Raw genomic sequence first — 23,852 nt, 5'->3', positions numbered from 1 at the left:
ATGACGAAAAAGAATGTGCTCGTTTTCCGGCCGTTGCCCGAGGACCAGCTGGCGCGCCTGCAGGCCGTGCATCACGTGATCGTGGCCGATCCGCGCAAGGAGCCCGAGGCCTTTGCCGCCGCGCTGCGCACCGCGAGCGGCCTGATCGGGTCGAGCCACACGGTCGACGCCGCGCTGCTCGATGCGGCGCCACGGCTCGAGGTCATTTCGAGCGTGTCGGTCGGCGTCGACAACTACCCGCTGGCGGAACTGCACAAGCGCGGCATCGTGCTGTGCCACACGCCCGACGTGCTCACCGAGACGGTCGCCGACACGATGTTTGCGCTGCTGATGGCCACGCAGCGCCGCGTGGTCGAGCTGTCGAATCTCGTGCGCGAAGGGCGCTGGGACAAGAACATCGGCGAAGAACTGTTCGGCAGCGACGTGCACGGCAAGACGCTCGGCATCCTTGGCTTCGGCCGCATCGGGCAGGCCGTGGCGCGGCGTGCAGCGCTCGGCTTCGGCATGCCGGTGCTGTACCACGCGCGCCGGCCGGTCGACCTGGCCACGCAGGCCCCCGAGCTGCTGGGCCGGGCGGCGCACACGCCGCAAGACGAACTGCTGGCGCGCGCCGACATCGTGCTCGCGATGCTGCCGCTGACAGACGCCACGCGCGGCATGATCGACGCAGCGTTTTTCGCGCGCATGAAACCGGGCGCCGCTTTCATCAACGGCGGCCGCGGCCCTACGGTGGATGAAGAGGCATTGCTGCACGCGCTGGACCACGGCACCTTGCGCGCTGCCGGCCTCGACGTGTTCGCCAAGGAGCCCTTGCCGCTGGCTTCGCCCTTGCGCACGCACCCGCGCGTGACGCCGCTGCCGCACATCGGCTCGGCCACGCACGAAACGCGGCATGCGATGGCCGAACTCGCGACGACGAACCTGCTGCAGGTGCTGGCCGGCGAAAAACCGACTGCGCCCTACGACACGGCCGCCGCATGACATGAAGCCCACGGGCCGCGCCACCATCGCCGACGTCGCCGAGGCCGCGGGCGTCTCCAAGGCCACCGTCTCGCGCTTCCTCAACCACCGCGAGCGCCTGCTGAGCCCCGACATCGCCGCGCGCGTCGAGGTGGCCATCGCCAGGCTGGCCTATTCGCCGAGCCCGATGGCACAGGCGCTGAGCCACGGCCGCTCGCGGCTCATCGGCCTGATCGTGGCCGACATCACCAATCCGTATTCCGTCGCGGTGCTGCGCGGCGCCGAGAAGGCCTGCCAGGATGCCGGCTACCTCGTGATGCTGTTCAACCTCGGCAACGAGAGCGAACGCGAGCGCGAGGCCATCGATGCGCTGGCGGGCTACCAGGTCGACGGCTTCATCCTCAACACGCTCGGGCGCGGCAGCAACGTGGTCGACGCGGTCACGCTGCATGGCAAGCCCGCCGTGCTGGTGGACCGCCTGCACACGGGCATGCACACCGACTTCGTCTCGCTCGACAACCACGCCGCGATGCGGGCCACCTGCGGCCATCTGGTCGAAGGCGGGTATCGCGAACTGCTCTATGTCACCGAACCGCAGAAGGGCGTGAGTTCGCGGCGCGAGCGAACGGCGGCCTTCGGCGCCTGCGTGGCCGCGCACGAGCCGCGCGTGGCGGGCGAGGTCTTCGAGTGCGTCGAGGACGAGAGCGACGCGCTCGATGCCGCGCTGATCGCCTTGCGCAAGCGCGCGAAGCGGGGCCGCCGCGCCGCGGTGGTGGCCGGCAACGCCGTGGTCACGCTGCGGGTGGCGCAGGCCATGGCGCGCCTGGGCTGGCAGTTCGGCGCCGACCTGGGTTTTGTCGGTTTCGACGATCCCGAATGGGCCTCGCTGATCGGCCCCGGCCTGAGCACCGTGGCGCAGCCCACCGATGCCATCGGCCGCACGGCCGCTACATGCCTGATCGAGCGGCTGCGTGGACTGGATGCACCGCCGCGCCAGCTGCTGCTTCCGGGAGAGCTGATGGTGCGGGGCTCGTCCCGGGCGCTCTGGCATCCTGCACAGCCCGGTCGAAGGTGATCGGCCCGCGCATCCAGTCGGCTGCGCGCTCGGCGATCATGATCGTCGGCGCGTTGGTGTTGCCGCCGATCAGCGTCGGCATCACCGAGGCATCGACCACGCGCAGGCCTTCGATGCCATGCACGCGCAACTTCGCGTCGACCACGGCCATCGCATCCACGCCCATCTTGCAGGTGCCCACCGGGTGGTAGATGGTGTCGGCGCGCGCGCGGATGTGCCGCGCGAGTTCTTCGTCGGTGTGCGCATCGGCCGTGTAGAGCTCGGTGTGCCGGTACTTCTCGAGTGCCGGTGCGCGCAGGATCTCGCGCGTCTTCTTCACGCCCTGCAGCAGGAGCGCCATGTCTTCGGCCTCGGAGAGAAAGCGCGGGTCGATGCGCGGCGCCGACGCGGGGTTCGCATCGTTCAGCCGCACGTCGCCGCGGCCCTTGGGGCGCAGCACGCACACATGGCATGAGAAGCCGAAGCCGCCGTGCAGCTTGCGCGCATGGTCGTCGGTGATCGCGATCACGAAGTGCAGCTGCAGGTCGGGCCGGCGCAGTTCCGGCGACGACTTGATGAAGGCGCCGCCTTCGGCGAAAGGCGTTGCGATCATGCCCGTGCCGCTCTTGCGCCACTCGAGGATCGCCTTCATCAGGTGCAGGCCGCCGACCACACCGATGCCGAACAGGTCGGTCTGCTTCGACTTGTAGGCGAGGATGAAGTCCGTGTGGTCCTGCAGGTTCTGGCCGACGCCCGGCAACGCGTACTGCACCGCGATGCCATGGTGGCCCAGCTCGGCCGGGTCGCCGATGCCCGAGAGCATCAGCAGCTGCGGCGAATTGAAGGCGCCGCCGCACAGCGCCACTTCGCGCCGCGCGCGGATGATCTCGGTGTTGCCGCTGCGCCGCACCTCCACGCCAACGGCGCGCCTGTCCTCGAGCACCACGCGCAGGGCCTGGGTGCCGGCCAGCACCGTGAGGTTGGGGCGGTCCATCACAGGATGCAGGTAGGCCGCGGCCGCCGAGCAGCGCTCGCCGTTCTTCGCGCCGCCGTGGAACTGCGTGACCTGGTAGAGGCCTGCGCCTTCCTGCTCGGCGCCGTTGAAGTCGTCGTTGCGCGGAATGCCGCACGCGGCCGCGGCCCGCACGAAGTCGTCGGCGATCGGGCGCGGGCTCTGCTGCTCGGACACCTGCAGCGGCCCGTCGGCGCCGTGCAGCGCACTCTTTCCGCGCTGGTTGCCTTCGGCGCGCTTGAAGTACGGCAGCACCTCGTCGAACGACCAGCCCGCACAGCCGGCGCGCTCCCAGTCGTCGTAGTCGCCGCGATGGCCGCGCACATAGAGCATGGCGTTGATCGCGCTGGAGCCGCCCAGGCAGCGCCCGCGCGGCTGGTAGCCGCGGCGCCCGTCGAGGCCGGGCTGCGGCACGGTCTGGTAGGCGTAGTTGTTGATGCGCGGGCGGCCCGGCAGCATCGCCACCGTGGCGGCCGGCGCGCGCACCAGGATGCTCCGGCCATCGCCGCCGGCTTCGATCAGGCAGACCGTCACGGCGGGGTCTTCGCTGAGCCGGGAGGCCAGCGTGGCACCGCCGGAGCCGCCCCCCACGATCACGTAGTCGAATTCCATGGCGCTTTTTCCTCTTGTTGTCGCGTCTTGCCGGGCGAGAACGACTGTAGGAACAACGTGCAGGCGGGCGCCTAGCGTTTTCCCGCTGGTCGAAGGTATGCAGCCGGCCGCGGCCTCCCGGGGTTCCCCTGCGACCGCAGCGTCAACGTCAACTCCAGCGCGACGGAGCTGCCGACGCTCACGGGGACGCGCACGAAGGCCTGAGTGTCCGGTGCCGTCGGCGCCGGGGTCACCATCCGTGGAAGCGCCCCCACGGCTGCAACAAGCCGTCTTCGGACAGCGCGTGGTACTCGGGAAATTGCGCGCCGGTGGCGCAGGCATGGTTGGGCAGGATGCGCACGCGCGAGCCGAGCGGGAAGCGCGCGGCGATGTCGGTGCAGTGCGCCCCCTCGCGCGACAGGATGCCGTGCTCCTGGTTGGCGCCGCTGAGCACAAAGCCGTCGAGCACCGTGCCGTCGAGGCCGCAGACCTGTCCGTAGCCGTAGTCGCGCTTCTGCTTCCGCGTGCCCCGGTCGCGGCTCATGGCCATCCAGCCCGCATCGACGATGGCCCAGCCTTTCTCGGCCTGGTGGCCGATCACGGTGGTGAGCACGCTCAGCGCGATCTCGTCCGCGCCGCAGACGCCGACATTGCGCATCACCAGGTCGAAGAACACATAGACGCCCGCGCGCACCTCGGTCACGCCGTCGAGCCGCTCGGCCGTGAGCGCCGTGGGCGTGGAGCCCACGCTGACCACGGGGCAGGGCAGCCCGGCGTCGCGCAGCCTTTGCGCGGCCTGCACGCAGCCGGCGCGCTCCTGCTCGGCCATGGCCCTGAGCGCTTCGGGCGTGTCGAGCTCGTAGCTGGAGCCGGCGTGCGTCATCACGCCGCCGAGGCGCATGCCGCCGTCGTGCAGCAGCTGCGCGACCTGGAGCAGCACATCGTCCTCCGGGCGGATGCCGGAGCGATGGCCATCGGTGTCGACCTCGATCAGCACGTCGAAGGCTTCGCCGTTCGCGCGGCCGAACTCGGCGATGGCGCGCGCCGAGGCGACGCCGCCCGTGATGATGCCGAGCGCGCAGCCGCGGCGGCGCAGTTCCAGCGCATGCGGCAGCCGGTGCGGCGCCATGCCCACGGCATAGAGGATGTCGGTGAAGCCGGCGGCGAAGAACTGCTCGGCCTCCTTCAGCGTCGAGACGGTGATGCCCTGCGCGCCGGCATCGCGCTGCGCCCGGGCCACGTCGATGCACTTGCTGGTCTTGACGTGCGGTCGGAAGCGCACGCCCAGCGCGTTCATGCGCTGCTGCATCCGCTCGATGTTGTGCTGCATGCGCGGCCGCTCGACGATGGCGGCGGGGGTGTCGATGGTCGCGAGGGACGAAGAGAAGGAAGAAGTCATGGGGTGGGTCAGTCCAGGTAGTCGCCCTTGGCCTTGAGGGCGGGCACGTCGTCGCGCAGTCCGCGCGCGATCAGCGCGGACACTGCGGCAGGCTTGAGCGCATCGGGCGCCGGCAGGTCCACGCCCACGGCCTGCATCTGCCGGCGGAATTCGGGATCGGCCGCGGCACCGGCCAGCGCGGAGCGCAGCCGTGCCATCTCGGGCTCGGGCGTGCCGCGCGGCGCGAAGATGGCGTTCCAGGCGCGCACGTCGAGCGCGAAGCCGGCCTCCGCGGCGGTGCCGACGGCGGGCAGCTGCGGCAGGCGCGTCGACGACAGCACGGCCAGCGCCTTGATCCTGCCGCCCGCCACCTGCGGCAGCGCGGTGGTGGTCTGGTCGCACATGAAGTCGGTCTGGCCGCCCATCAGGTCGTTCATGGCCGGCGCCACGCCCTTGTAGGGAATGTGCGCGACGTTCTGCTGCAGCGCGGAGAGCAGCAGCACGCAGCCGTAATGGGAAATGGAGCCGACACCCGCGCTGCCGAACGAGGCCTTGGCCTTGTGGGCGCCGAGCCATGCGACGAACTCCTTGAGGTTCTTCGCGGGCAGGTCGGCCCGTGCGAGCAGCAGCATCGGCGCGGCGCCCGCGAGGCCGACGGGTTGGAAATCGGCCTCGGGGTCGTAGGGCAGCTTCTTGTACAGCGCGACATTGGCGACGTGCGTGCCGATGGTGCCGAAGGCCAGCGTGTAGCCGTCGGGCGCGGCTTTGACGGCCTTGGTGAGGCCGATGGTCCCGCCCGCGCCGGCCACGTTCTCGACGATGACGGCCTGGCCGAGCTGCTTGCCCATGTGCAGCGCGAAACCGCGCGCCAGTGCGTCGCTCGGGCCGCCCGGCGGGAAGGGCACGATCAGCGTGACAGGGCGCTGCGGAAAGCTGGTGGCCTGCGAGAACGCGGGTGCGTGCAGCGCGAACGCCGCCATCATTGCAAGCAGGCCACGCAGAAGCGCGGGGCGCCGGGTCATGCGGCGCGCCTGAAGGACTGCAGCCACGGCAGGGCGTGCGCGAGCGTCGGCCCCTGCAGCTCGGGCGACGGTGCGCCTTGCGGCAGCGCGAGTCCCACGCGGTTGTGCCAACAGGTGCGCAGGCCGACGGCCGAGGTGCCGAACATGTCGTAGCCCGACCCGGCGACGAAGGCGGCGTCGTCCGCCTTCACGCCGAGCCGGTCGAGCGCCATGCGGTACGGGCGCGGGTCGGGTTTGTAGAAGCCGGCCTCCTCGGAGGTGACGACCACGTCCCAGTCGACGCCCAGCAGCGACGCCGCGCGATGGCCGAGCCGGCGCGAGCAGTTGGTGACCACCGCGAGCTTGCAATGCGGCTGGAGCGCCAGCAGCAGCTCGCGTGCGCCGTCCCACGCGGGGAGTTCGTCCCAATGCGCTTCGAGCGCGTCCGGCGCGCCGTCGGCCATGCCGGTGTTGCGGGCGGCGTCTTTCACCAGCTGCTCGTAGGGCACGTAGGCGCCGCAGCCGTAGGTGAGCCGCAGGTATTCGGCGCGCCATGCGCGGCCTTTTTCCTCGGAGCCGGCCGCGGCGTTCCAGACGGTCCAGGAGTCGAGCAGGGCGGTGAGCAGGTCGAAGAGCACGGCGCGGGGGTAGGCGCCGGGAGGCGTGGCGGGTGTTTGCATGGCCATGGACTGTACATATCGAAGCCATCGTTGTGCTTCAATGTGCGCTCATCAATCGTTAAGCGCAGATTAATGATCCAGATCGAGGACATGCAACTGGCGGCCGCCCTGCTGCGCGAGCCTTCCCTCAGTGCCGCGGCGCGCTCGCTCGACGTCACGCCACCGGCGTTGTCGATGCGGTTGCGCAAGCTCGAGGCCACGCTCGGCCTCTCGCTCGCCACCCGCACCGCGCGGCGGCTGAGCCTGACGCCGGAGGGCGAGCGCTTCGCGCGCGAAGCCGCGGCGCTGCTCGGGCAGATCGAGGGGCTGCGCGAATCGATGCAGCGCGAGGACCGCCGGCTCACCGGCACATTGCGCATCGCCGCACCGTTCGGCTATGGCCGGCAGTACGTGGCGCCGATGCTTGCGCGCTTCGCCCGCCTGCATCCGGGCTTGCACATCCAGTTCGACCTGCGCGAGACGCCGTGGCCCGACCGGCACGATGCCGACGCGATCATCCACATCGGCACGGTGCGCGATTCGTCGTGGGTCGCGCGCACGCTGAGCGCCAACGAGCGCTGGCTGTGCGCGAGCCCGGAGTACCTGCGCGTGCACGGCGTACCCCGCGTCCCGCGCGACGTGATGGCGCACGCCTGCATCGTCATCCGCGAGAACGACGAGGACGTGACGCTGTGGCATGTGCGCCGGGCCGGCAAGGCGGCGGCGCAGCAGCAGCGCGCGGCGGCACGCGAAACGCTGCGCATCTCGCCGGCCTTCGTCACCAACGACGGCAGCGTGGCCCGGCAATGGGCCGAGCAGGGCATGGGGCTGGTGCTGCGCTCCGAATGGGACGCAGCCGACGCCATCGCGCGGGGCTCGCTGGTGCGGGTGCTGGCGGACTGGCAGTTCGACAGCGCGCCCGTGATCCTGCTGGTTCCTACCCGCAAGGGGCGGACGGCGCGCGTGCAGGCGTTGATCGAGTTTCTGGAGGCGAGCTTCGGTGGCTCGCCTGCCCGGCTGTCCAAGAAATGACACCTTGCATTTCTGTTCGTCGCGTTGTGTTGTTGGCATCCGCTGTTCAGGGCGCGCTCACGCCGACGGTGTGCTCTGCTCCGCGAATGTCCCCCGGCGCGGCCTAAGGCCGCATGCCTCCTCCTTTATTTCGCTGCGCAAGGCACCCCATCGGCGTGATCGCTCAGAGCACTTGTTGATCGGCTCGCACGGGCGCTGCGTCCATCGTGCGCAGGGCACCGGGTGCTCCCCGCAGCGAAACAAAGGAGGAGGGGCGAAAGCCGAAGCGGGGGACATTCGCGGAGGGGAGCACCCGGTGTCCTGTGCACGTACCCCGAAGAAACGCACCTCGGTCTTCACGCACTTCGCATCCGTTTCATGCGATGCGGATGGCGCCATGAAAAACCGAAATGCCGCGCGGCAGGCAGCTTGCCAATTTCGTTCCATCGCGGTGAAACGGTGGGCGCCTCGCGTTGCGAGGGCCTTCTAGAATCCAGCCCCGCGTTTGCCCGGCACAACCAGGCAAGGCGCATCGTTCATCCCATCTTTCCGCATGCCTCTTTTCCGACTTCGCTCCGCTCCTCCTGCTTTCCTGGCTGTTCTTCTTCTCTCCACTTCCGGCGCAGCAGCCCCTGCCTCGGCCGCCGATGCCGTCCTGACGCTGAACACCGACCGCGCGCAGGAAGACACCCAGACCCCCGCCATCGATCTCGCCCTGACCCGCTTCGCCGGCATGGCGTCCGGCTCCTACTACTGGCCCGAAGGCTTGCTGGCCGAACAACTGATCTCGGGGCTGTCGTCGCGCCGCGACCGCAAGCAGCAGGCCTTGCCCGGCGGCCAGCGGCTGCTGTCGTCGTACCGCCGGCCCTATGGCGGCAGCGAGCGCGCGGCCGTGTTGCTCGACGACCGCAGCGGCTATGTGCTGGCCGCGGCGCTGGTGCATCGCCAGTGCGGCAACGGTTCGGCTTCCGCCGGTTGCCTGGACGACCAGCACGCGGTGCTGTCGATCTTCCTGCGCCCCGGCTTCGATCGCGCCAAGGCGCAGCCGTTGCTCGCCTGGAGCCGCCAGGTGCCCGAAGACCTGCAGTCCGGCGACGGCGAAAGGATCGCGAAGACCGAGTACGCCACGATGGATGCGGCGCACACCGCTGCACGCCCCGTCGAACGGCCGAAGGGTTTTTCGGCGGCGGTGCCGCTGTACCCGAAGTCGCAGATCCATCGCACCGGGCAGGATGCGCTGAGCGACGCCAAGGCCAGGCGCGTGCTGCGCCTGCAGACCACGGACAGCATGGAACAGGTGCTGGCCTTCTACAAGCAGCTGACGCCGCCGCTCGAAGAGATGGAGTCGGGGCTGGACGAGCGCAACGGCTACGTCGCGGGCAGCCGCAAGGGCGTGGCTTTTTCGGTCAACGTGAAGCACGACCGGGACATGCCGGCGATCACGAACATCGAAGTGGAGATTTCCGAATGAAGAAGAAGTTGATTCCGGCCGCCATGGCGTCGCTGCTGCTCGCCTGCGCGGTCACCGCCCATGCGCAGGGCGCACAACCCGAGGCCTCGGGTCCCGTCACGACGGAGCTGCCCGCGCCTGCGCTGCGGCTCAGCGAGCAGACGCGCATCCGCAGCGCCGTGATCGGCATGGTCGGCTACGCGCGCGGCAACTACACCGAGCCCGATACCCTGATCGCACAGCAGTTGCTCGAGGGCATGCGTTCCAAGTACGACATCACGCGCACCGTCTGGCCCGACGGCCGCAAGGTCATCGCGTCGGTCAGCGGTGGCGGCCATGGCGAGGAACGCGCGGCCATGTTGCTCGACGCCGAAGGCCGGCTGGTGGCGTTGGGGTTGGTCAACGGCCATTGCCGCGCGCCGGCGAGCAGCGACAAGCCGAAGGTGTGCAACCCCGCGCCGCAGACCGTGCTGTCGGTCTTCCAGCGCACCGGTGCCAGCCAGGCGGACGCCGCACCGCTGGTGGCCTGGAGCAAGACACTGCCGTCGTTCCTGGCGGCCATGGCCGACAGCGACGATCCGGCGGATGTCGCGGCCGCGCAGAAGATCGCGAGTGTCGAATACATCACCGGCCAGCCGGATGTGCCGGGCTGGCATGTCGAACAGCTGCCGCCGGGCTTCCCGGCATCGCTGCACCCGTTGCTGGTGCAGACGGCCGAGGTGAACAGCACGGCGAGCGCCGGCAAGATCGTGCTCCCCAAGGGCCTCGTCGGCCAGCCGATGCGCACGGCGTACGAGCGCGCGCAGCGCCCCGAGGCCCGGCTCCCCGATGCCGAGGTCACGCTGCGCAGCTATGCCGGGCTCGGCGCGCTGGTCGGCACCTACCGCGAACTCGCAAAGGGCGCGACGCTGGACGAAGAGGGCCGCGAGGTCGTCTTCAACGGCACCGACGGTGCGGGCCGCTACAGCATCCGCCTGCGCGATGCGCAGGAGACCGGCGTGTTCATCACGGTGGCGAGCTGGAAGCGCAAGTAGCCGGTTCGCTTGCATGGTCCTTTGCGGCCCGGATGTCAATCGGAGAATTCTTGCCGCTCCCCTGCGATGACACCGAGGCGCGCGGTGCAAGGGGCTCACGAGAATCGATGCATGACCAGGGCCGTCAGAGCTCGCCGCATCCACCTCGAGGAGACAACCACCATGCATCGCTCCCGCTCCCTCCCAGGCCTCTTTCGCCTGCTGCTTCGCACCACGGTCCTGTGGGCGCTCGCGATGCTCGCGGCACCAGCGGCGCTGGCGGCCTACAACCAGAGCCTGACCCGCACGCTCGACGCCGGCCAGATCTACGGCAAGGCTGCCGCCAACAACACGCATGCCTTCCTGGGCATTCCCTTCGCGCAGCCGCCGGTCGGCAACCTGCGCTGGCGCGCGCCGCAGCCGCCGGTGCCGTGGAGCGGCTCGCGTGCCGCCACCACGCTGGCGGGCATGTGCGCGCAGGTCGGCAACCCCTTCGGCGAGCCCGACCCGGCCACCTTCGGCCAACCCGTGGGCACTGAGGACTGCCTGTACCTGAACGTCTGGCGCCCGAACTCCAGCACCGAGAATCTGCCGGTGTTCTTCTGGATCCACGGCGGCAGCAACACCAAGGGGTCGGCGCGCGAGCCCCTGTACGACGGCGCCTACCTTGCGCAGCGGGCCAACATGGTGGTGGTGACAGTGCAGTACCGCATGGGCATGCTGGGCTGGCTCAACCACCCGGCGATGAAGACCGGCAATGCGCTGGACGACTCGGGCAACTTCACCACGCTCGACCTCGTGCGCGCGCTCGACTGGGTGAGGGCCAATGCCCGCGCCTTCGGCGGCAATCCGGGGCAGGTGACGGTGGCGGGGCAGTCGGCCGGCTGCATCAACACCTGGGGGTTGCTGCAGTCGCCGCTGGCCGACGGCAAGTTCCATCGCGCGGTGTGCATGTCGGGCGTGCCGAACGCCTACCCGCCGCTGGTGGGCACACTGGCGGCCGAGTCGCTGATCGACAGCCTGCTGGTCGACACCGGCCGCGCCTCCACCACGGCGCAGGCCGCCGCGCAGCGCGCGACGATGAGCCAGGGCGATATCGCCTCGCTGTTGCGCAATGCGACGGCGGCGCAGATCATGAAGTTCACGCCGAGCCCGGTGGTGCCGGGGCATTTCACCGACGGTACGGTGATTCGCGCGAGCGGGCTGCCCGGCCTGCTCGCGGGCAACTACAACAAGATGCCGCTGATGATCGGTTCGACGCACGACGAGGGCTCGTACTTCGCGTTCCTGTTCGGCATGGGCCAGCCGACACAGGCCGAACTCTGGAACCTGGCCAACTTCGCGCCGCCCGGCAGCGTGACCTTCAACCAGCTCATCAAGCCGGAATTCCAGCCGATCTACACGCAGACGCACGAGGTGCTGACCTACGCGATCGACAACGTGCTCGACAACGTCATCCGCGTGCTGCGTCTGCAGAACGGCGACATCTACCGCTACAACTACAACTGGGACGACACGCCCCAGCCCTGGAAGGACACTTTCGGCGCCTTCCACGGCATCGACGTGGCCGCGCTGTTCGGCAACTTCGTGACCGACGAGCCGAACTTCATGCGCTTCGCCTGGAGCGCGTCGAACGCGGGCAGCCGCAAGGCGCTGTCCGACAAGTTCATCGACTACACCGCCACCTTCGCCCGCTACGGCGCACCGAGCCGGCTGTTCGACGGCAAGACGCCCTGGAACAACTGGACCAACTTCGTCTGCCTGTTGTGCAGCAAGCGGATGATCTTCGACAACCAGCCGCGCATGTCGCCGGACGACTATCTGTTCTTCTGGCCGCGCTACACGCTGCTGTCGCCGCAGCAGCGCGATTTCCTGATGCAGCAGATCGACTTCAACAGCCTGCCGGCGTCGGTCGATCCGCTGCGCGGCGGGGTGCGCTGAGCGGCCTACTGGATGAGGCCGTGGCGCACGGCATAGAGCACCAGCTCGGCCGTGCTGGCCACGCCGAGCTTGTCGAGGATGTTCGTGCGGTGCGTGCTCACGGTCTTCACGCTGATGAGCATCTCGTCGCCTATCGCCGTGAGCGACAGGCCCTTCAGCATCATCAGCATGATCTGGTGCTCGCGCACCGTGAGCCGCTGGTGGGCCGGGCGGTCGTCGCGGCCTTCGAGCTGGCCGCTGACCTGCGAGGCGGCACGCGCGCTCAGGTACTGGCGACCGGCCGCCACGCAGCGGATCGCGCGCACCAGCTCGGCCGGCTCCGCATCTTTCGCGATGTAGCCGCGCGCCCCGGCCTGGATGGCGACCAGCGCGTACTGCTCCTCGGCGTACATCGACAGCATCAGCACCGGCAGCGCGGGCTGCGCCGCGCGGATCGAGGCCAGCACCTCCAGGCCGTTGCGGCCTTCCATGTTGATGTCGAGCAGCACCACGTCGAAGCGGCGCTGGCGCACCAGCGCGAGCGCCTCGGCGCCGTTGCCGGCCTCGGCGGTGGTGCGCAGGTCGGTCTCGTCGAGCAGCAGGCGCTGCAGCCCGGAGCGGAAGATCGTGTGGTCGTCGACCATCAGGATGTCGATCATGCGGGGCGGGGCTCCTGGTGCAGCGGGACGCTCAGCAGGAGCCGCGTGCCCGCGCCGGGCGCCGAATGGATGTGCAGCTCGCCGCCGATCTCGCGCGCGCGTTCGCGCATGCTCAGCAGGCCGAGCGCGCTGCCCTCGGGCGCATCGGGGTCGAAGCCGCAGCCGTCGTCGTGCAGCGCGAGCTGGAGGCGGCCGTCTTCCACGCGCAGCCGCACGTTCACGCGTCGTGCCTTCGAGTGGCGCGAGACGTTCGTCAGGCCTTCCTGGAAGATGCGGTAGACCGCCGTCGCGTGCCGGGGCGCGAGCCGCAACGCCGGGGCGTCGGCGTCCAGCGCGTGCGGCACGCCCGATCGGCGCGTGAAGGCCTGCAGCTCGTTCGCCAGCGCAACGGACAGGTCGAGATGGTCGAGCGCGCTCGGGCGCAACGCTTCGGAGATCTGCTTCACCGTGTCGATGGTCTGCTGCGTGAGCGCGATCAGGCCCTGCGTCAGCGCCTGCACCTCGGGGTTGTCGGCGCGGCGCTGGATGCGCGTGGCGTCCATCTTGATCGAGGTCAGCATGCCACCGAGCACGTCGTGCACGTCGCGCGCAAGCGCCAGCCGCTGTTCCTCGAGCTTGTTCGCGGTGTAGGCGGCCAGGGCCTGCAACCGCTCGCGCGAGCGCTGGCGTTCTTCCTCGCCGCGCACGCGGTCGGTCACGTCGACGCCCACGCCCATCACGGCTGGCCGTCCCCGGTAGGTGATGCGCGAGCCGTGCACTTCCACGAAGCGCACGCGGCCGTCGCGGTGCAGGCCGCGCGTGATGAAGTGCATGCTCGGCGGCTGCCCCTCCAGCCGGGCGCGGATGCGCGAGCGCACCACCTCCAGGAAGTCCGGCGGCACGATCTGCGCGAGCGACATGCCGGTCGCTTCTTCCGCCGTGTAGCCCGCGATGCCGGCCCAGGTCGCGTTGCAGTAGACGAAGCGGTCGTCCTGGATCACGTAGATGCCCGCGACCATCTGTTCGACGATGGTGTCGAAGGGAATGTCCGGCAGGCGCTCTTGGGCGGGATCGGTCATGGGGTGGGCGGTGGCGCGCTGCATGATAGGTCGCAGGCCGCGCCGCGCGGCCCGGGGCCGAGGGTTTGCGAGCAGCAGGGTTCCCCGTAGCGTTGGCCGGAAATGTCCGATGGCCGGCACGCGTGGCGTGCCGCCAGGATCGGGGCCCGCCTGCTTTCAGGCAGCCCCACCGCCGGCGCGCCCGGCAAGGACGACACGACGATGTACCGCCGCTGGCTTCTGCTTCTGGGTCTCTTGTTCCTCGGCCTGCCGGGCCGGGCCGACGAGATCGTGGTGGGGCAGTCGCTGCCGCTGAGCGGCCCGCTCGGCGAGGCCGGGCGCAACGTGAAGGACGGCATCGACGCCTACCTGGCGCGCGCGCAGCGCGACGGCCTGCTCGGGCGGCACCGGCTGGTGTGGCGCGCGCTGGACGACGGCTACTCGGTGGAGCGCCACACGCAGAACATCCGGCGGCTCGTGGTGCAGGACAAGGTTGACGCGTTGGGGCTGTCGGCGGGTACCTCGCACATCGACGCCGCCTACCCGACGATGCGCGAGGCGGGCACGCCGCTGATCGGCGCCATGACCGGCGCCTCGGTGCTGCACGGTGCGCAGCGCGCGCTCATCTATCACCTGCGCGCGAGCTATGCCGATGAGGTGCGGCAACTGGTCGCGCAGGCGGTGTCGGTGCGGCAGCGGCGCGCGTTCGCGGTCTGGCAGGACGACGGGCTGGGGCGCGATGCCTTCGCGGCGCTCGAAAGCGCGCTGCGCGGTGCCGGCATCGAACTGGTGGGACAACAGGGCGTGGCGCTGGCGGAGATGGACGGCGCTGCCTTGGCCGCCAGCGTGCGCGCGGCGCGGCCCGACGCGCTTTTCGCGTTGTGCGTGACGCCCTGCGGCGTGAAGCTGCTGTCGGGCCTCGCGACCGAAGGAGGCGGCAGCGGCCTCACGCGGCCGACGCCGTACATGCTGTCGATCGTCAACGGCGAGGCGCTCGCGAAGAGCGTGGGGCCGGCGGCGCGCGGCACCGTGATCTCGCAGGTCATGCCCAATCCGCGCCTGGCGACTTCGCCGCTGGTGCAGCGCTACCAGCAGGACATGCGCAGCCACATGGGCAGGGACGAGTTCAGCTACTTCTCGCTCGAAGGCTACGTGGCGGCGATGGTCATGGTGGAAGCGGCGCGCACGGCGTTCGCCGCCTCGCCGCGCCGCTCGATGCAGGACGCCATGAAGCTGATGCTGCTGCGCGAGATCGAGGGCATTCCGGTGTCGGGCGGCGAAGACCCCGGGGTGCGCCCGCATCCGGTGACGCTGTCGATGATCGGCAGCGGCGGGCGGCTCATCCACTGAGCCGCCCGGCGGGAGCGGGCGGGGAGAGAAGGAGAAAAAGGATCAGCCGATTTCGGCGATCAGCTCGATCTCGACGCAGGCGCCCATCGGAATCTGCGCCACGCCGAAGGCGCTGCGTGCATGCGCGCCCTTTTCGGGGCCGAAGACTTCGGCGAAGAATTCGCTCGCGCCGTTGGTCACCAGGTGCTGCTCGGTGAAGGTGCCGACCGAGTTCACCAGGCTCATCACCTTGACGATGCGCTTGACCTTGTTGAGGTCGCCCACGGCCGCGTGCAGCGTGCCCAGCAGGTCGATGGCGATGGCGCGTGCGGCCTGCTTGCCTTCCTCGGTGCCAATGCCGGCGCCGAGCTGGCCGGCCCAGACCTTGCCGTCCTTCTTGGCGATGTGGCCCGACAGGAACACGAGGTTGCCGGTCTGCACGAAAGGCACGTAGGCGGCTGCGGGGGCGGCCACCGGGGGCAGGGTGATGCCGAGGCTGGAAAGTTTGTCGTAAACGCTCATGGAGACTCCTTGTCTTGGGGTGTCGATTGTGTCTGGCTTTGTGGCAGCCCTTCGACCACTTCCCCCACGGGCTGCACGGTCACACCGACGTTGAGCGTGTGCCGTGCGCCGCCATGGAGTACGCCGCGCATCGGCGATACGTCGGAGTAGTCGCGGCCGATCGCGAGCGTGACGTAGTCTTCGCCCGGCTGGCGGCCGTTGGTGGGGTCGAAGTCGGCCCAGCCGCCGGCGCTTTCGGGGCCATCGCCCTCGCCGTCGCCGTGACCGGGCAGGTACACCGACACCCAGGCGTGCGAGGCATCGGCGCCGACGAGCCGCGGCTGGCCCGGCGGGGGCTGCGTCAGCAGGTAGCCGCTCACGTAGCGCGCCGGCAGGCCCAGCGTGCGGAAGCAGGCGATCATAATGTGGGCGAAGTCCTGGCAGACGCCCTTGCGCTGGGCGAGCGCTTCGACGGCCGGTGTGTTGATCTCGGTGCTGTCGGCGTCGTAGGCGAAGTCGCGGTACATGCGCTCGGTGAGGTCCATCGCCACGTCGAAGGTGGGGCGCTCGGGCGCGAAGCTGGCGCGTGCGTAGGCGGCGAAGTCGTCGTGGCGCGGCACATAGGGCGAGGGAAAGACGAATTCGGAGGCCGCATCGAAGGTGGCGTCCTTGCGGAAACGGAAGCGTTCGCGCACGGCCTCCCAGGGCAGGTCGCGGGCCACGGCCGGCGAGAGCACCGGCGTGGAGGTCTCGACCACGCTCTCGGCCGTGACGACCAGCCTGCCGTGCGTGGCCTCGAGCGCGAAGAAGGCGCGGGTGTTGCCGTAGAGATCGGGCAGTTCGCTGCGCTGCGCGGGTGCCGGATCGATCACGAGCTTGTGGCTCACGAGCCGCTGCGAATCGGTGGCCAGCGGCTTCAGGTGGGCCAGGTGCTGCGCCGTCTCGACCGGCGGTGCGTACTCGTAGCGGGTTTCGTGGGTGACGTGGAGCAGCATGGTGATGCCGGCCTGTTACTTCGACCCGGCGCCGAAGTGCGCGGCGTAGATCCTGGCGTAGCTGCCGTCGGCCTTGATGTCCTCGAGGCCCTTGTCGATCCTGGCGAGCAGCTCGGCATTGCCTCTCTTCACCGCGATGCCGTAGTGCTCCACCGGAAAGCCCGGGTCGCTCACGGTCTTGAAGCCGCCGCCGGAATTGTTGGCGAGGTAGTGCACCACCACGCCGTTGTCGGCCACCACGGCCTGCACGCCGCCGGCTTCCAGCTCTTTCAGCGCGAGCGGGGTGGACTCGAAGCGCTTGACGCTGGTGCTGGACTTGCCCAGCAGCTTGCCCACCACTTCGTCGCCGGTGGTGCCGTTCTGCACGCCGACCTTCAGGGTCTTGATGTCGTCGAACCTGGCGACCGGCGAGTCGTTCCTGACCGCGATCAACTGCCTGGCGTCGAAGTAGGGCTTCGAGAAATCCATGGTCTGGCGGCGCTCGTCCGTGATGGTGATGGCCGACACCAGCAGGTCGCGGTCGCCCTGGTCGAGTGAATTGAAGATGCCTTCCCACGGCGTGTTGACGAACTTCACCTCGATGCCGGCCTTCTGGGCGATGGCCTTCACCACGTCGATGTCGAAGCCCACGATCTCGCCCTTTTCGTTCTGCGATTCGAAGGGCGTGTAGGCGGCGTCGGTGCCGACCACCAGCACGCGGGCGGCGGCTGGTGCAGGCGGGGCTGCAGCGGTGGCGGGCGCCGCAGGTTCCTGCTTGCCGCAGCCGGCCAGCGCGAGGCCGACGAGAAGGCCGGCAATGGTCAGCGTGAAGCGGCGATGGACGATGTCGTGGCGCATGTGGGGCCTCCTTGAATTCATTGTGGAACGCCGCAGAACCGGCTCCGCCGGGCTGCAGGCGTTGCCCCCGGCGAGGGGGAGTGCGAAGCGACACGAAGTGCGCGAAGCATGGGGGAGAGCCTATTCAAGCGCCGACGGAGCGGAGCGATTCGGAGGTGAGCGTGAAGTAGCGTGTGCCGATGGCGTCCGACACATGGTAGGCCGCCGTCTCGCAGTTGGCGAGCAGCTGGACCAGTGCGGGGTGGTTCCCGTCGGGCCCGGTGGCGCACAGGTGCTCGAGCGTCCAGGCGGCCGGATCGGGCAGTTCGTAGGACAGCGCGGTGAGCTTGCCGGGCGCGCTGCCGGCGAGCCGCGCGATGCGCCCGCGCAGCGTCTGCGTGACCCAGGCGAGCGAGCGCGGGTTCTCGGCGTCGAGCACCAGCAGGTCGACCAGCGTGGCGACGTCGCGGCGCTGCTGGTAGCGCGCATGGAAGGTGATGGTGCTGTCGAACAGCGCCACCATCGCCTCGAAGCCGCTGATCTCGTGCACGGCACCGTTGTCGAAGCCGGCTTCCAGCGCGTTCGACAGGAAGCCCAGGCGCTCGATGTGGCGGCCGATGGAGAGAAGGCGCCAGGCGTCGTCGCGCGTCATGCGGTCGGTCTGTGCGCCCGTCATGGCGGCCAGCGCGGTGCTGGCGGATTCGAGGGCGCGCAAGGCGGCGCTGGTGGCGAAGCTGCCTTCGCCGGCTTGCTCGGCTGCACGCCGCAGAAAGTCGGCCTCGGCGCGCACGATCTGGTTCCAGTTGTCCTGCGAGAGGCGCTCGCGCACCGCGGCGGCGGCCTGGCGAATGCAGCGCAGGCTGTAGCCGACGCTGCCGCCCTTGTCGACGTCGCCGAGTTCGGCAACCAGCGCGCGTTCGAAAACGCGGCGCGACTTCGGCGCGCTCGGCACCTCGGCCGGCACCAGCGCATTGCGCAGCGCCATGCGGTGCAGCCATTCGAGCAACGGGCGCGACGACTGGTCTTCGCCGCCGAGCAGGTTGAGCGTGAGCCGGGCAAGGCGCACCGCGTTCTCGGCGCGCTCGGTGTAGCGGCCGAGCCAGAACATGTTCTCCGCGGCACGGCTGGTGACCGGCGCGCGGTGCCGTGCGAGCGAGGCTGGCGTGGTATGGGGATGCAGCAGCGTGGTGCGGTCGACCTCGCCGTGCGTCTGCACCCAGACATCGGCGCTGCTGCCGCCGCGCTGCATCGAGGCGATCTGCGCATTGGCACCCGCGAGGCGGGCCAGTCCGCCGGGCAGCACCCGCCACGACTGCGCGCCATCGCTCACCGCGAACACCCGCAGCAGCACCGCTCGCGGCGCGATGTGGCCGGGGCCGAGGTCGCTGGCCCAGGTGGGCATCTGCGACAGCGGCAGGTAGCTCTGCACGGTGTGGGCGTCGCCTTCGCGCACGATGCGGCCGGCCCATTCGTCCAGCTCGCGGCGGCCGAGCTGGCTGCCGAGCACCGCGTCGAAGCTGGCGTGGCCATCGAAGCCGGGGTAGGTGGGCTTGATGGCGCAGTCGCCGAGCTGCGGCAGCACCGCTTCGAGCGCGGCGCGTTCGCCGCACCACCAGGTGGGGAGTGCCGGCAGCTTGAGCTTTTCGCCGATCAGCCGGCGCGCGAGGCCCGGCAGGAAGCCGAGCAGCGCGGGCGATTCGAGAAACGCCGAGCCGGGCATGTTGGCCACCAGCACGTTGCCGGCGCGAATGGCCTGCAGCAGCCCCGGCACGCCGAGCGTGGAATCGGGGCGCAGCTCCAGCGGGTCGAGGAACTGGTCGTCGAGCCGCTTGATGAGGCCGTGCACCGGGCGCAGGCCCTGCAGCGTCTTGAGGTAGAGCCGCTGGTCGCGCACCGTGAGGTCGTTGCCTTCGACCAGCGTCAGGCCGAGGTAGCGCGCGAGGTAGGCGTGCTCGAAATAGGTCTCGTTGTACGGGCCGGGCGTCAGCAGCGCGATGTGGGGCGGCACGCCGGCCGGGCACATCTGCTGCAGGCCCTCCATCATGGCGCTATAGGTGGCGGCGAGGCGCTGCACCTGCAGGGCCTCGAAGGCCTGCGGGAACTGCCGCGTGATGGCCAGCCGGTTTTCCAGCAGATAACCGAGGCCCGAGGGCGCCTGGGTGCGCTGCGACACCACCCACCAGTTGCCGTCGGGGCCGCGCGCGAGGTCGAAGGCCGCGATGTGCAGCCACGTGTCGCCCGGCGGCTTGACGCCGTGCAGCGCGCGCAGATAGCCCGGATGGCCGCGCACCAGCGCCGGCGGCAGCAGGCCCTCGGCCAGCAGCTGCTGCGGGCCGTAGACGTCGGCCATGACCCGGTCGAGCACGCGCACGCGCTGCAGCACGCCGGCCTCGATCTGGCTCCAGCTCTCGGGCGAGACGATCAAGGGGAACAGGTCGAGCGACCAGGGCCGCTGTGGGCCGTTGGCATCGGCGTAGACGTTGTAGGTGACGCCGTTGTCGCGGATCTGGCGTTCCAGGCTGACCGCGCGGCGCGGCAGGTCGCCGAAGCCGTCGGGGCCGAGCTGTTCGAAGAAGGCGTTCCAGGCGGGGGTGAGCGGTGGCTTGTCGCTGGACGACGTCTGTTGCTGCGACTGGGTTTGAGACTGGGACTGGGACTGCGTGCCCGCGGGCCRTTCTGCCGAGGCGTCGTACAGCAGCGGGGCGGGCGCGGGGGCCGGCGCCGCGCCGGGAGTCGGCCGCGCAGGCGCCGCCGTGGCCTGGCCGCGCAGTTCGTCGTAATGGCCCGGCATGGCTGCCGGTGCGAGCGCCGACGCCAGGGCCGCTGGAGATTCCAGTGCCTGGGCGTCGAACAGGGATTCGTTCAAAGGTTCCACAGGGGGATTGTCACACTGCCGTCACGGGTGTCCGCTCGGGCAATGTGCTAGGGATCCCCTTATCGGCGCAAGTCCAGCGTGAACGGGAATTCGCGGCTGCCCGGCAGCTCGATGGTGGCCGGGGGCGTGCGCATCAGGCCGGGGGTGTGGCCCATGCGGGTGAAGCGCGAATGACGGCGGCTTTCGGCCTCGTAGGCGTTGACCGGGAAGGTGTCGTAGTTGCGTCCGCCCGGATGGGCCACGAAGTACTGGCAGCCGCCCAGCGAGCGCTTCATCCAGGTGTCGACCAGGTCGAAGGTCAGAGGCGCATGGGCGCCGATGCTCGGGTGCAGCGCCGAAGGTGGGTTCCAGGCCTTGTAGCGCACGCCCGCAACGAATTCGCCAGTGGTGCCGGTGGGCTGCAGCGGCAGTACCTTGCCGTTGACGGTGATCACGTGGCGGCTCTCGTTGAGGCCGGTCACGCGCACCTCGATGCGTTCGAGCGACGAATCGACATAGCGCACGGTGCCGCCGGCCGAGCCTTCCTCGCCCATCACATGCCAGGGTTCGAGCGCGTTGCGCAGCGACAGCTCCACGCCCATCGCCTGCATCTGGCCGACCAGCGGGAAGCGGAACTCGAAGTGCGGTGCGAACCAGTCGGGGTCGAAGGCAAAGCCGGCTTGGCGCATCTCGCTGATGACGTCGTCGAAATCCATCTTGACGAAGGTCGGCAGCAGGAAGCGGTCGTGCAGCTCGGTGCCCCAGCGGGTGACGGGGGCCTTGTAGGGCTCGTCCCAGAAGCGGGCGACCAATGCGCGGATCAGCAACTGCTGCGCGATGCTCATGCGCGCATGTGGCGGCATCTCGAAGGCGCGCAGCTCCAGCAGTCCGAGGCGGCCGGTGCTCGAATCGGGCGAGTAGAGCTTGTCGATGCAGAACTCGCTGCGGTGCGTGTTGCCCGACACGTCGATCAGGATGTTGCGCAGCGTGCGGTCCACCAGCCAGGCGGGCATGTTGGCGCCGTAGATTTCGCGGTTCTTCGCGATTTCCTGGAGGGCGATCTCGAGCTCGTAGACCTGGTCGTTGCGCGCTTCGTCCACCCGCGGCGCCTGGCTGGTCGGGCCGATGAACATGCCCGAGAAGAGGTAGCTCAGCGACGGATGGTTGTGCCAGTAGAGCAGGAGRCTCGCGAGCAGCTCGGGCCGGCGCAGGAAGGGGCTGTCGGCGGGAGTGGCGCCGCCCATCACGAAGTGGTTGCCGCCGCCGGTGCCGGTGTGGCGGCCGTCGGTCATGAACTTCTCGGCCGAGAGGCGGGTTTCGAACGCGGCGTTGTAGAGGAACTCGGTGTGGGCGACCAGTTCCTTCCAGTTGTGCGCTGGATGGATGTTGACTTCGATCACGCCCGGGTCGGGGGTGACGGCCAGCATCTTGAGGCGCGGATCGCGCGGCGGCGGATAGCCTTCCATCACGATGCGCATGCCGAGCTGCTGCGCGGTGGCTTCGACGGCCGCGACGAGGTCGAGGTAGTCCTCGAGGCGGGCGAGCGGCGGCATGAAGACGTAGAGCACGCCCGAGGCGCTGCCCTTTTTCTCGGCCGAAGGGCCGTTGGCGCGGCGCGGGTCGCGCACTTCGACGCACAGCGCGGTGCGCGTGACCCAATGGGCCGATTCGCCGCGCAGGGGCTGGCGGGTGGCAGGCGTCGTGGTTGTGGTGGCTTCGTCGGCGGCTGCTGCGGCTGCAGCAGCAGCGTCGCCGCTCGCGGCATCGCCGGGGCTCTGCATGCGCAGCGCCGAAGGCACCACGGGCGGCGCGCCGAAGGCGTAGGGCACGGCGCCGAGGTCGCCGGTTCCGGATGCGCCGGTGTCCGTGGTGTAGCGCGCGCGGTAGTCGGAAGCGCTCGGCAGGGCGCCGCGCGGCGCGGTCGGGTCGCGTTCGATCAGGTAGGGGTAGTCGCCCTTGCTGGCCCACGGCTGCGAGTCGAGCGGCAGGCGGTAGCCCATGGGCGAGTCGCCCGGGATCAGGTAGAGGCGGTCGTCGCGCAGGAACCAGGGGCCGGTTTTCCAGGCCGGGCCCGCGAGCGCAGGCGCATCGCCGTTCGCGTTGCCGGGCTCGATGGGCAGCATGTAGCCGATCACCGCGTCGAGCTTCTGCGTGAACACGCGGCGCAGGCGCACGCGTTCGAGTTCGTCGTCGAGCTTCGATTCGAAGGGGTCGACGTTCACCGGCAGGCGGCGCTCGCGCCAGAGGTAGTAGTAGATGTCTTCGTAGCCGGGCTGGATGTAGCGCTCGGTCAGGCCGAGCTTGTGGGCCAGCACGGTGGTGAAGCGGCTCGCGTCTTCGCTCGTGTAGTGCGTGGGCACGCGTTCGTCGGCGAAGAGTTCGGGGTTGTGCCAGAGCGTCTGGCCGTCGGCACGCCAGAAGATCGAAAGGGCCCAGCGCGGCAACTGCTCGCCCGGGTACCACTTGCCCTGTCCGAAGTGCAGGAAGCCGCCCTGGCCGTACTCGGCGCGCAGCTTGTGGACCAGTTCGGTGGCGTAGCCGCGCTTCGTGGGGCCGAGCGCATCGGTGTTCCACTCGGGCGCGTCGCGGTCGCTGGTGGCCACGTAGGTGGGCTCGCCGCCCATCGTGAGGCGCACGTCGCCGGCCTTCAGGCGCGCATCGACCGCATCGCCCAGCGCCAGCACTTCGGACCACTGCTCTTCGGTGTAGGGCTTGGTGACGCGCGGCGATTCGTAGATGCGCGTGACCTTCATTTCATGGCCGAACTCGACCTCGGATTCGTCGACGCCGCCCTCGATGGGCGCCGCGCTCGATGGCGTGGGCGTGCAGGCGAGCGGAATATGGCCTTCGCCGGCCATCAGGCCCGAGGTGGCATCGAGGCCGATCCAGCCGGCGCCCGGCAGGAACACTTCGCACCAGGCGTGCAGGTCGGTGAAGTCGACCGTGGTGCCGCTCGGGCCGTCGAGCGACTTCACGTCGGGCGTGAGCTGGATCAGGTAGCCGGAGACGAAACGCGCGGCCAGGCCCATGTGGCGCAGCAGCTGCACCAGCAGCCAGCCCGAGTCGCGGCAGGAGCCGCTGCCGCTGGTGAGCGTTTCTTCCGGCGTCTGCACGCCGGGCTCCATGCGGATCAGGTAGTTGACGTCCTTCTGGACCTGCTGGTTGATGCCGACCAGGAAGTCGATGGTGCGCTGTTCCTTGCGCTCGATCTTGTCGAGGTAGGCCTGCAGCAGCGGGGTCGGCGTTTCGGTGACGAGGTAGGGTGCGAGCTCTTCGGCCTGCGAGGCGGTGTACTTGAACGGAAAGTTCTCGGCCTGCGGCTCGAGGAAGAAGTCGAAGGGGTTGTAGACCGCCATTTCGACCACGAGGTCGACGGTGACCTTGAATTCGCGCGTCTTCTCGGGAAACACGAGCCGTGCCTGGTAGTTGGCGAACGGGTCCTGCATCCAGTTGACGAAGTGCTCGGCCGGTTCGACCCGCAGCGAGTACGAGACCACATTGCTGCGGCAATGCGGCGCGGGCCGCAAGCGCACGACCTGCGGGCCCAGCTGCACCAGGCGGTCGTATTTGTAGTGGGTGACGTGGTGGAGAGCGGCGTGAATGGACATGCGT

At 69.6% G+C, this 23,852-nt stretch carries 17 protein-coding genes and 1 pseudogene; 7 read left to right on the top strand and 11 right to left on the bottom strand.

All coding sequences use genetic code 11. The features are described 5' to 3' along the window. Together AC1DXX_RS18345 and AC1DXX_RS18340 are read left to right on the top strand one after the other, a co-directional pair. A complete protein-coding gene (locus AC1DXX_RS18345) occupies positions 1-981 on the top strand; it encodes a 2-hydroxyacid dehydrogenase (protein ID WP_478135630.1) in 981 nt (326 codons plus the stop codon). A gap of 1 nt (position 982) precedes the next feature. Continuing rightward, positions 983-2,005, top strand: a pseudogene (locus AC1DXX_RS18340) (LacI family DNA-binding transcriptional regulator); the annotation flags it as partial. On the opposite strand, the gene AC1DXX_RS18335 reads toward AC1DXX_RS18340, so the two are convergent. The 4 genes from AC1DXX_RS18335 to AC1DXX_RS18320 all read right to left on the bottom strand — a co-directional run bounded on the left by AC1DXX_RS18335 (position 1,908) and on the right by AC1DXX_RS18320 (position 6,676). Further along, the gene (locus AC1DXX_RS18335; RefSeq protein WP_478135629.1) at positions 1,908-3,638 is read right to left on the bottom strand and encodes a GMC family oxidoreductase; all 1,731 of its coding nucleotides are present in this window, start codon (positions 3,636-3,638) and stop codon (positions 1,908-1,910) included. The pseudogene AC1DXX_RS18340 and the gene AC1DXX_RS18335 overlap by 98 nt on opposite strands. Before the next feature lie 229 nt (positions 3,639-3,867). Beyond that, positions 3,868-5,016, bottom strand: a complete 1,149-nt coding sequence (locus AC1DXX_RS18330; RefSeq protein ID WP_478135628.1) for a DSD1 family PLP-dependent enzyme — start codon at positions 5,014-5,016, stop codon at positions 3,868-3,870. Between the two features lie 8 nt (positions 5,017-5,024). After that, positions 5,025-6,017 (bottom strand): tripartite tricarboxylate transporter substrate-binding protein, encoded by a 993-nt coding sequence (locus AC1DXX_RS18325; RefSeq protein ID WP_478135627.1) that lies wholly within the window; start codon positions 6,015-6,017, stop codon positions 5,025-5,027. After that, on the bottom strand, positions 6,014-6,676 hold the full coding sequence (locus AC1DXX_RS18320) for an HAD family hydrolase (protein WP_478135640.1): 663 nt from the start codon (positions 6,674-6,676) through the stop codon (positions 6,014-6,016). The genes AC1DXX_RS18325 and AC1DXX_RS18320 overlap by 4 nt, the downstream gene beginning before the upstream one ends. Before the next feature lie 72 nt (positions 6,677-6,748). Here AC1DXX_RS18320 and AC1DXX_RS18315 point away from each other — a divergent pair, with 72 nt between their 5' ends. The 4 genes from AC1DXX_RS18315 (at position 6,749) to AC1DXX_RS18300 (ending at position 12,070) form a co-directional block, all read left to right on the top strand. After that, complete coding sequence (locus tag AC1DXX_RS18315; protein WP_478135626.1) at positions 6,749-7,687, top strand: LysR family transcriptional regulator; 939 nt, start codon at positions 6,749-6,751, stop codon at positions 7,685-7,687. A gap of 532 nt (positions 7,688-8,219) precedes the next feature. Next, the gene (locus AC1DXX_RS18310; RefSeq protein ID WP_478135625.1) at positions 8,220-9,137 is read left to right on the top strand and encodes a hypothetical protein; all 918 of its coding nucleotides are present in this window, start codon (positions 8,220-8,222) and stop codon (positions 9,135-9,137) included. Then, positions 9,134-10,150 carry a hypothetical protein gene (locus AC1DXX_RS18305; protein ID WP_478135624.1) on the top strand — a complete coding sequence of 339 codons (1,017 nt, stop codon included), beginning with the start codon at positions 9,134-9,136 and terminating at the stop codon, positions 10,148-10,150. The genes AC1DXX_RS18310 and AC1DXX_RS18305 overlap by 4 nt, the downstream gene beginning before the upstream one ends. Before the next feature lie 162 nt (positions 10,151-10,312). Continuing rightward, complete coding sequence (locus AC1DXX_RS18300; protein ID WP_478135623.1) at positions 10,313-12,070, top strand: carboxylesterase/lipase family protein; 1,758 nt, start codon at positions 10,313-10,315, stop codon at positions 12,068-12,070. Positions 12,071-12,075: 5 nt separating this feature from the next. Here the strand turns inward: AC1DXX_RS18300 and AC1DXX_RS18295 are convergent, their stop codons facing one another. Together AC1DXX_RS18295 and AC1DXX_RS18290 are read right to left on the bottom strand one after the other, a co-directional pair. Then, positions 12,076-12,708, bottom strand: coding sequence for a response regulator (locus tag AC1DXX_RS18295; protein ID WP_478135622.1), 633 nt, complete (start codon positions 12,706-12,708; stop codon positions 12,076-12,078). Beyond that, complete coding sequence (locus tag AC1DXX_RS18290; RefSeq protein WP_478135621.1) at positions 12,705-13,766, bottom strand: sensor histidine kinase; 1,062 nt, start codon at positions 13,764-13,766, stop codon at positions 12,705-12,707. Before AC1DXX_RS18290 ends, AC1DXX_RS18295 begins: the two co-directional genes overlap by 4 nt. Positions 13,767-13,868: 102 nt before the next feature. Between AC1DXX_RS18290 and AC1DXX_RS18285 the strand changes: the two genes are divergently transcribed. Continuing rightward, a complete protein-coding gene (locus AC1DXX_RS18285) occupies positions 13,869-15,095 on the top strand; it encodes an ABC transporter substrate-binding protein (protein WP_478135620.1) in 1,227 nt (408 codons plus the stop codon). A gap of 42 nt (positions 15,096-15,137) precedes the next feature. Here AC1DXX_RS18285 and AC1DXX_RS18280 read toward each other — a convergent pair whose 3' ends face one another. The 5 genes from AC1DXX_RS18280 to AC1DXX_RS18260 all read right to left on the bottom strand — a co-directional run bounded on the left by AC1DXX_RS18280 (position 15,138) and on the right by AC1DXX_RS18260 (position 23,848). After that, positions 15,138-15,596 carry a RidA family protein gene (locus AC1DXX_RS18280; RefSeq protein ID WP_478135619.1) on the bottom strand — a complete coding sequence of 153 codons (459 nt, stop codon included), beginning with the start codon at positions 15,594-15,596 and terminating at the stop codon, positions 15,138-15,140. Beyond that, positions 15,593-16,570: a transglutaminase family protein gene (locus tag AC1DXX_RS18275; protein WP_478135618.1), complete on the bottom strand. Its 978-nt coding sequence runs from the start codon at positions 16,568-16,570 to the stop codon at positions 15,593-15,595. The genes AC1DXX_RS18280 and AC1DXX_RS18275 overlap by 4 nt, the downstream gene beginning before the upstream one ends. A 15-nt stretch (positions 16,571-16,585) precedes the next feature. Then, positions 16,586-17,407 carry a basic amino acid ABC transporter substrate-binding protein gene (locus AC1DXX_RS18270; RefSeq protein WP_478135617.1) on the bottom strand — a complete coding sequence of 274 codons (822 nt, stop codon included), beginning with the start codon at positions 17,405-17,407 and terminating at the stop codon, positions 16,586-16,588. Between the two features lie 124 nt (positions 17,408-17,531). Beyond that, positions 17,532-20,261, bottom strand: coding sequence for a circularly permuted type 2 ATP-grasp protein (locus tag AC1DXX_RS18265; protein ID WP_478135616.1), 2,730 nt, complete (start codon positions 20,259-20,261; stop codon positions 17,532-17,534). Positions 20,262-20,320: 59 nt separating this feature from the next. After that, entirely contained in the window at positions 20,321-23,848 is a 3,528-nt protein-coding gene (locus tag AC1DXX_RS18260; RefSeq protein ID WP_478135615.1) for a transglutaminase family protein, read from the bottom strand. Positions 23,849-23,852: the final 4 nt, after the last annotated feature.

It is taken from the genome of Variovorax sp. P4_B10 (genome assembly GCF_056402375.1).
This window is presented reverse-complemented; position numbering and strand designations above follow the sequence as displayed.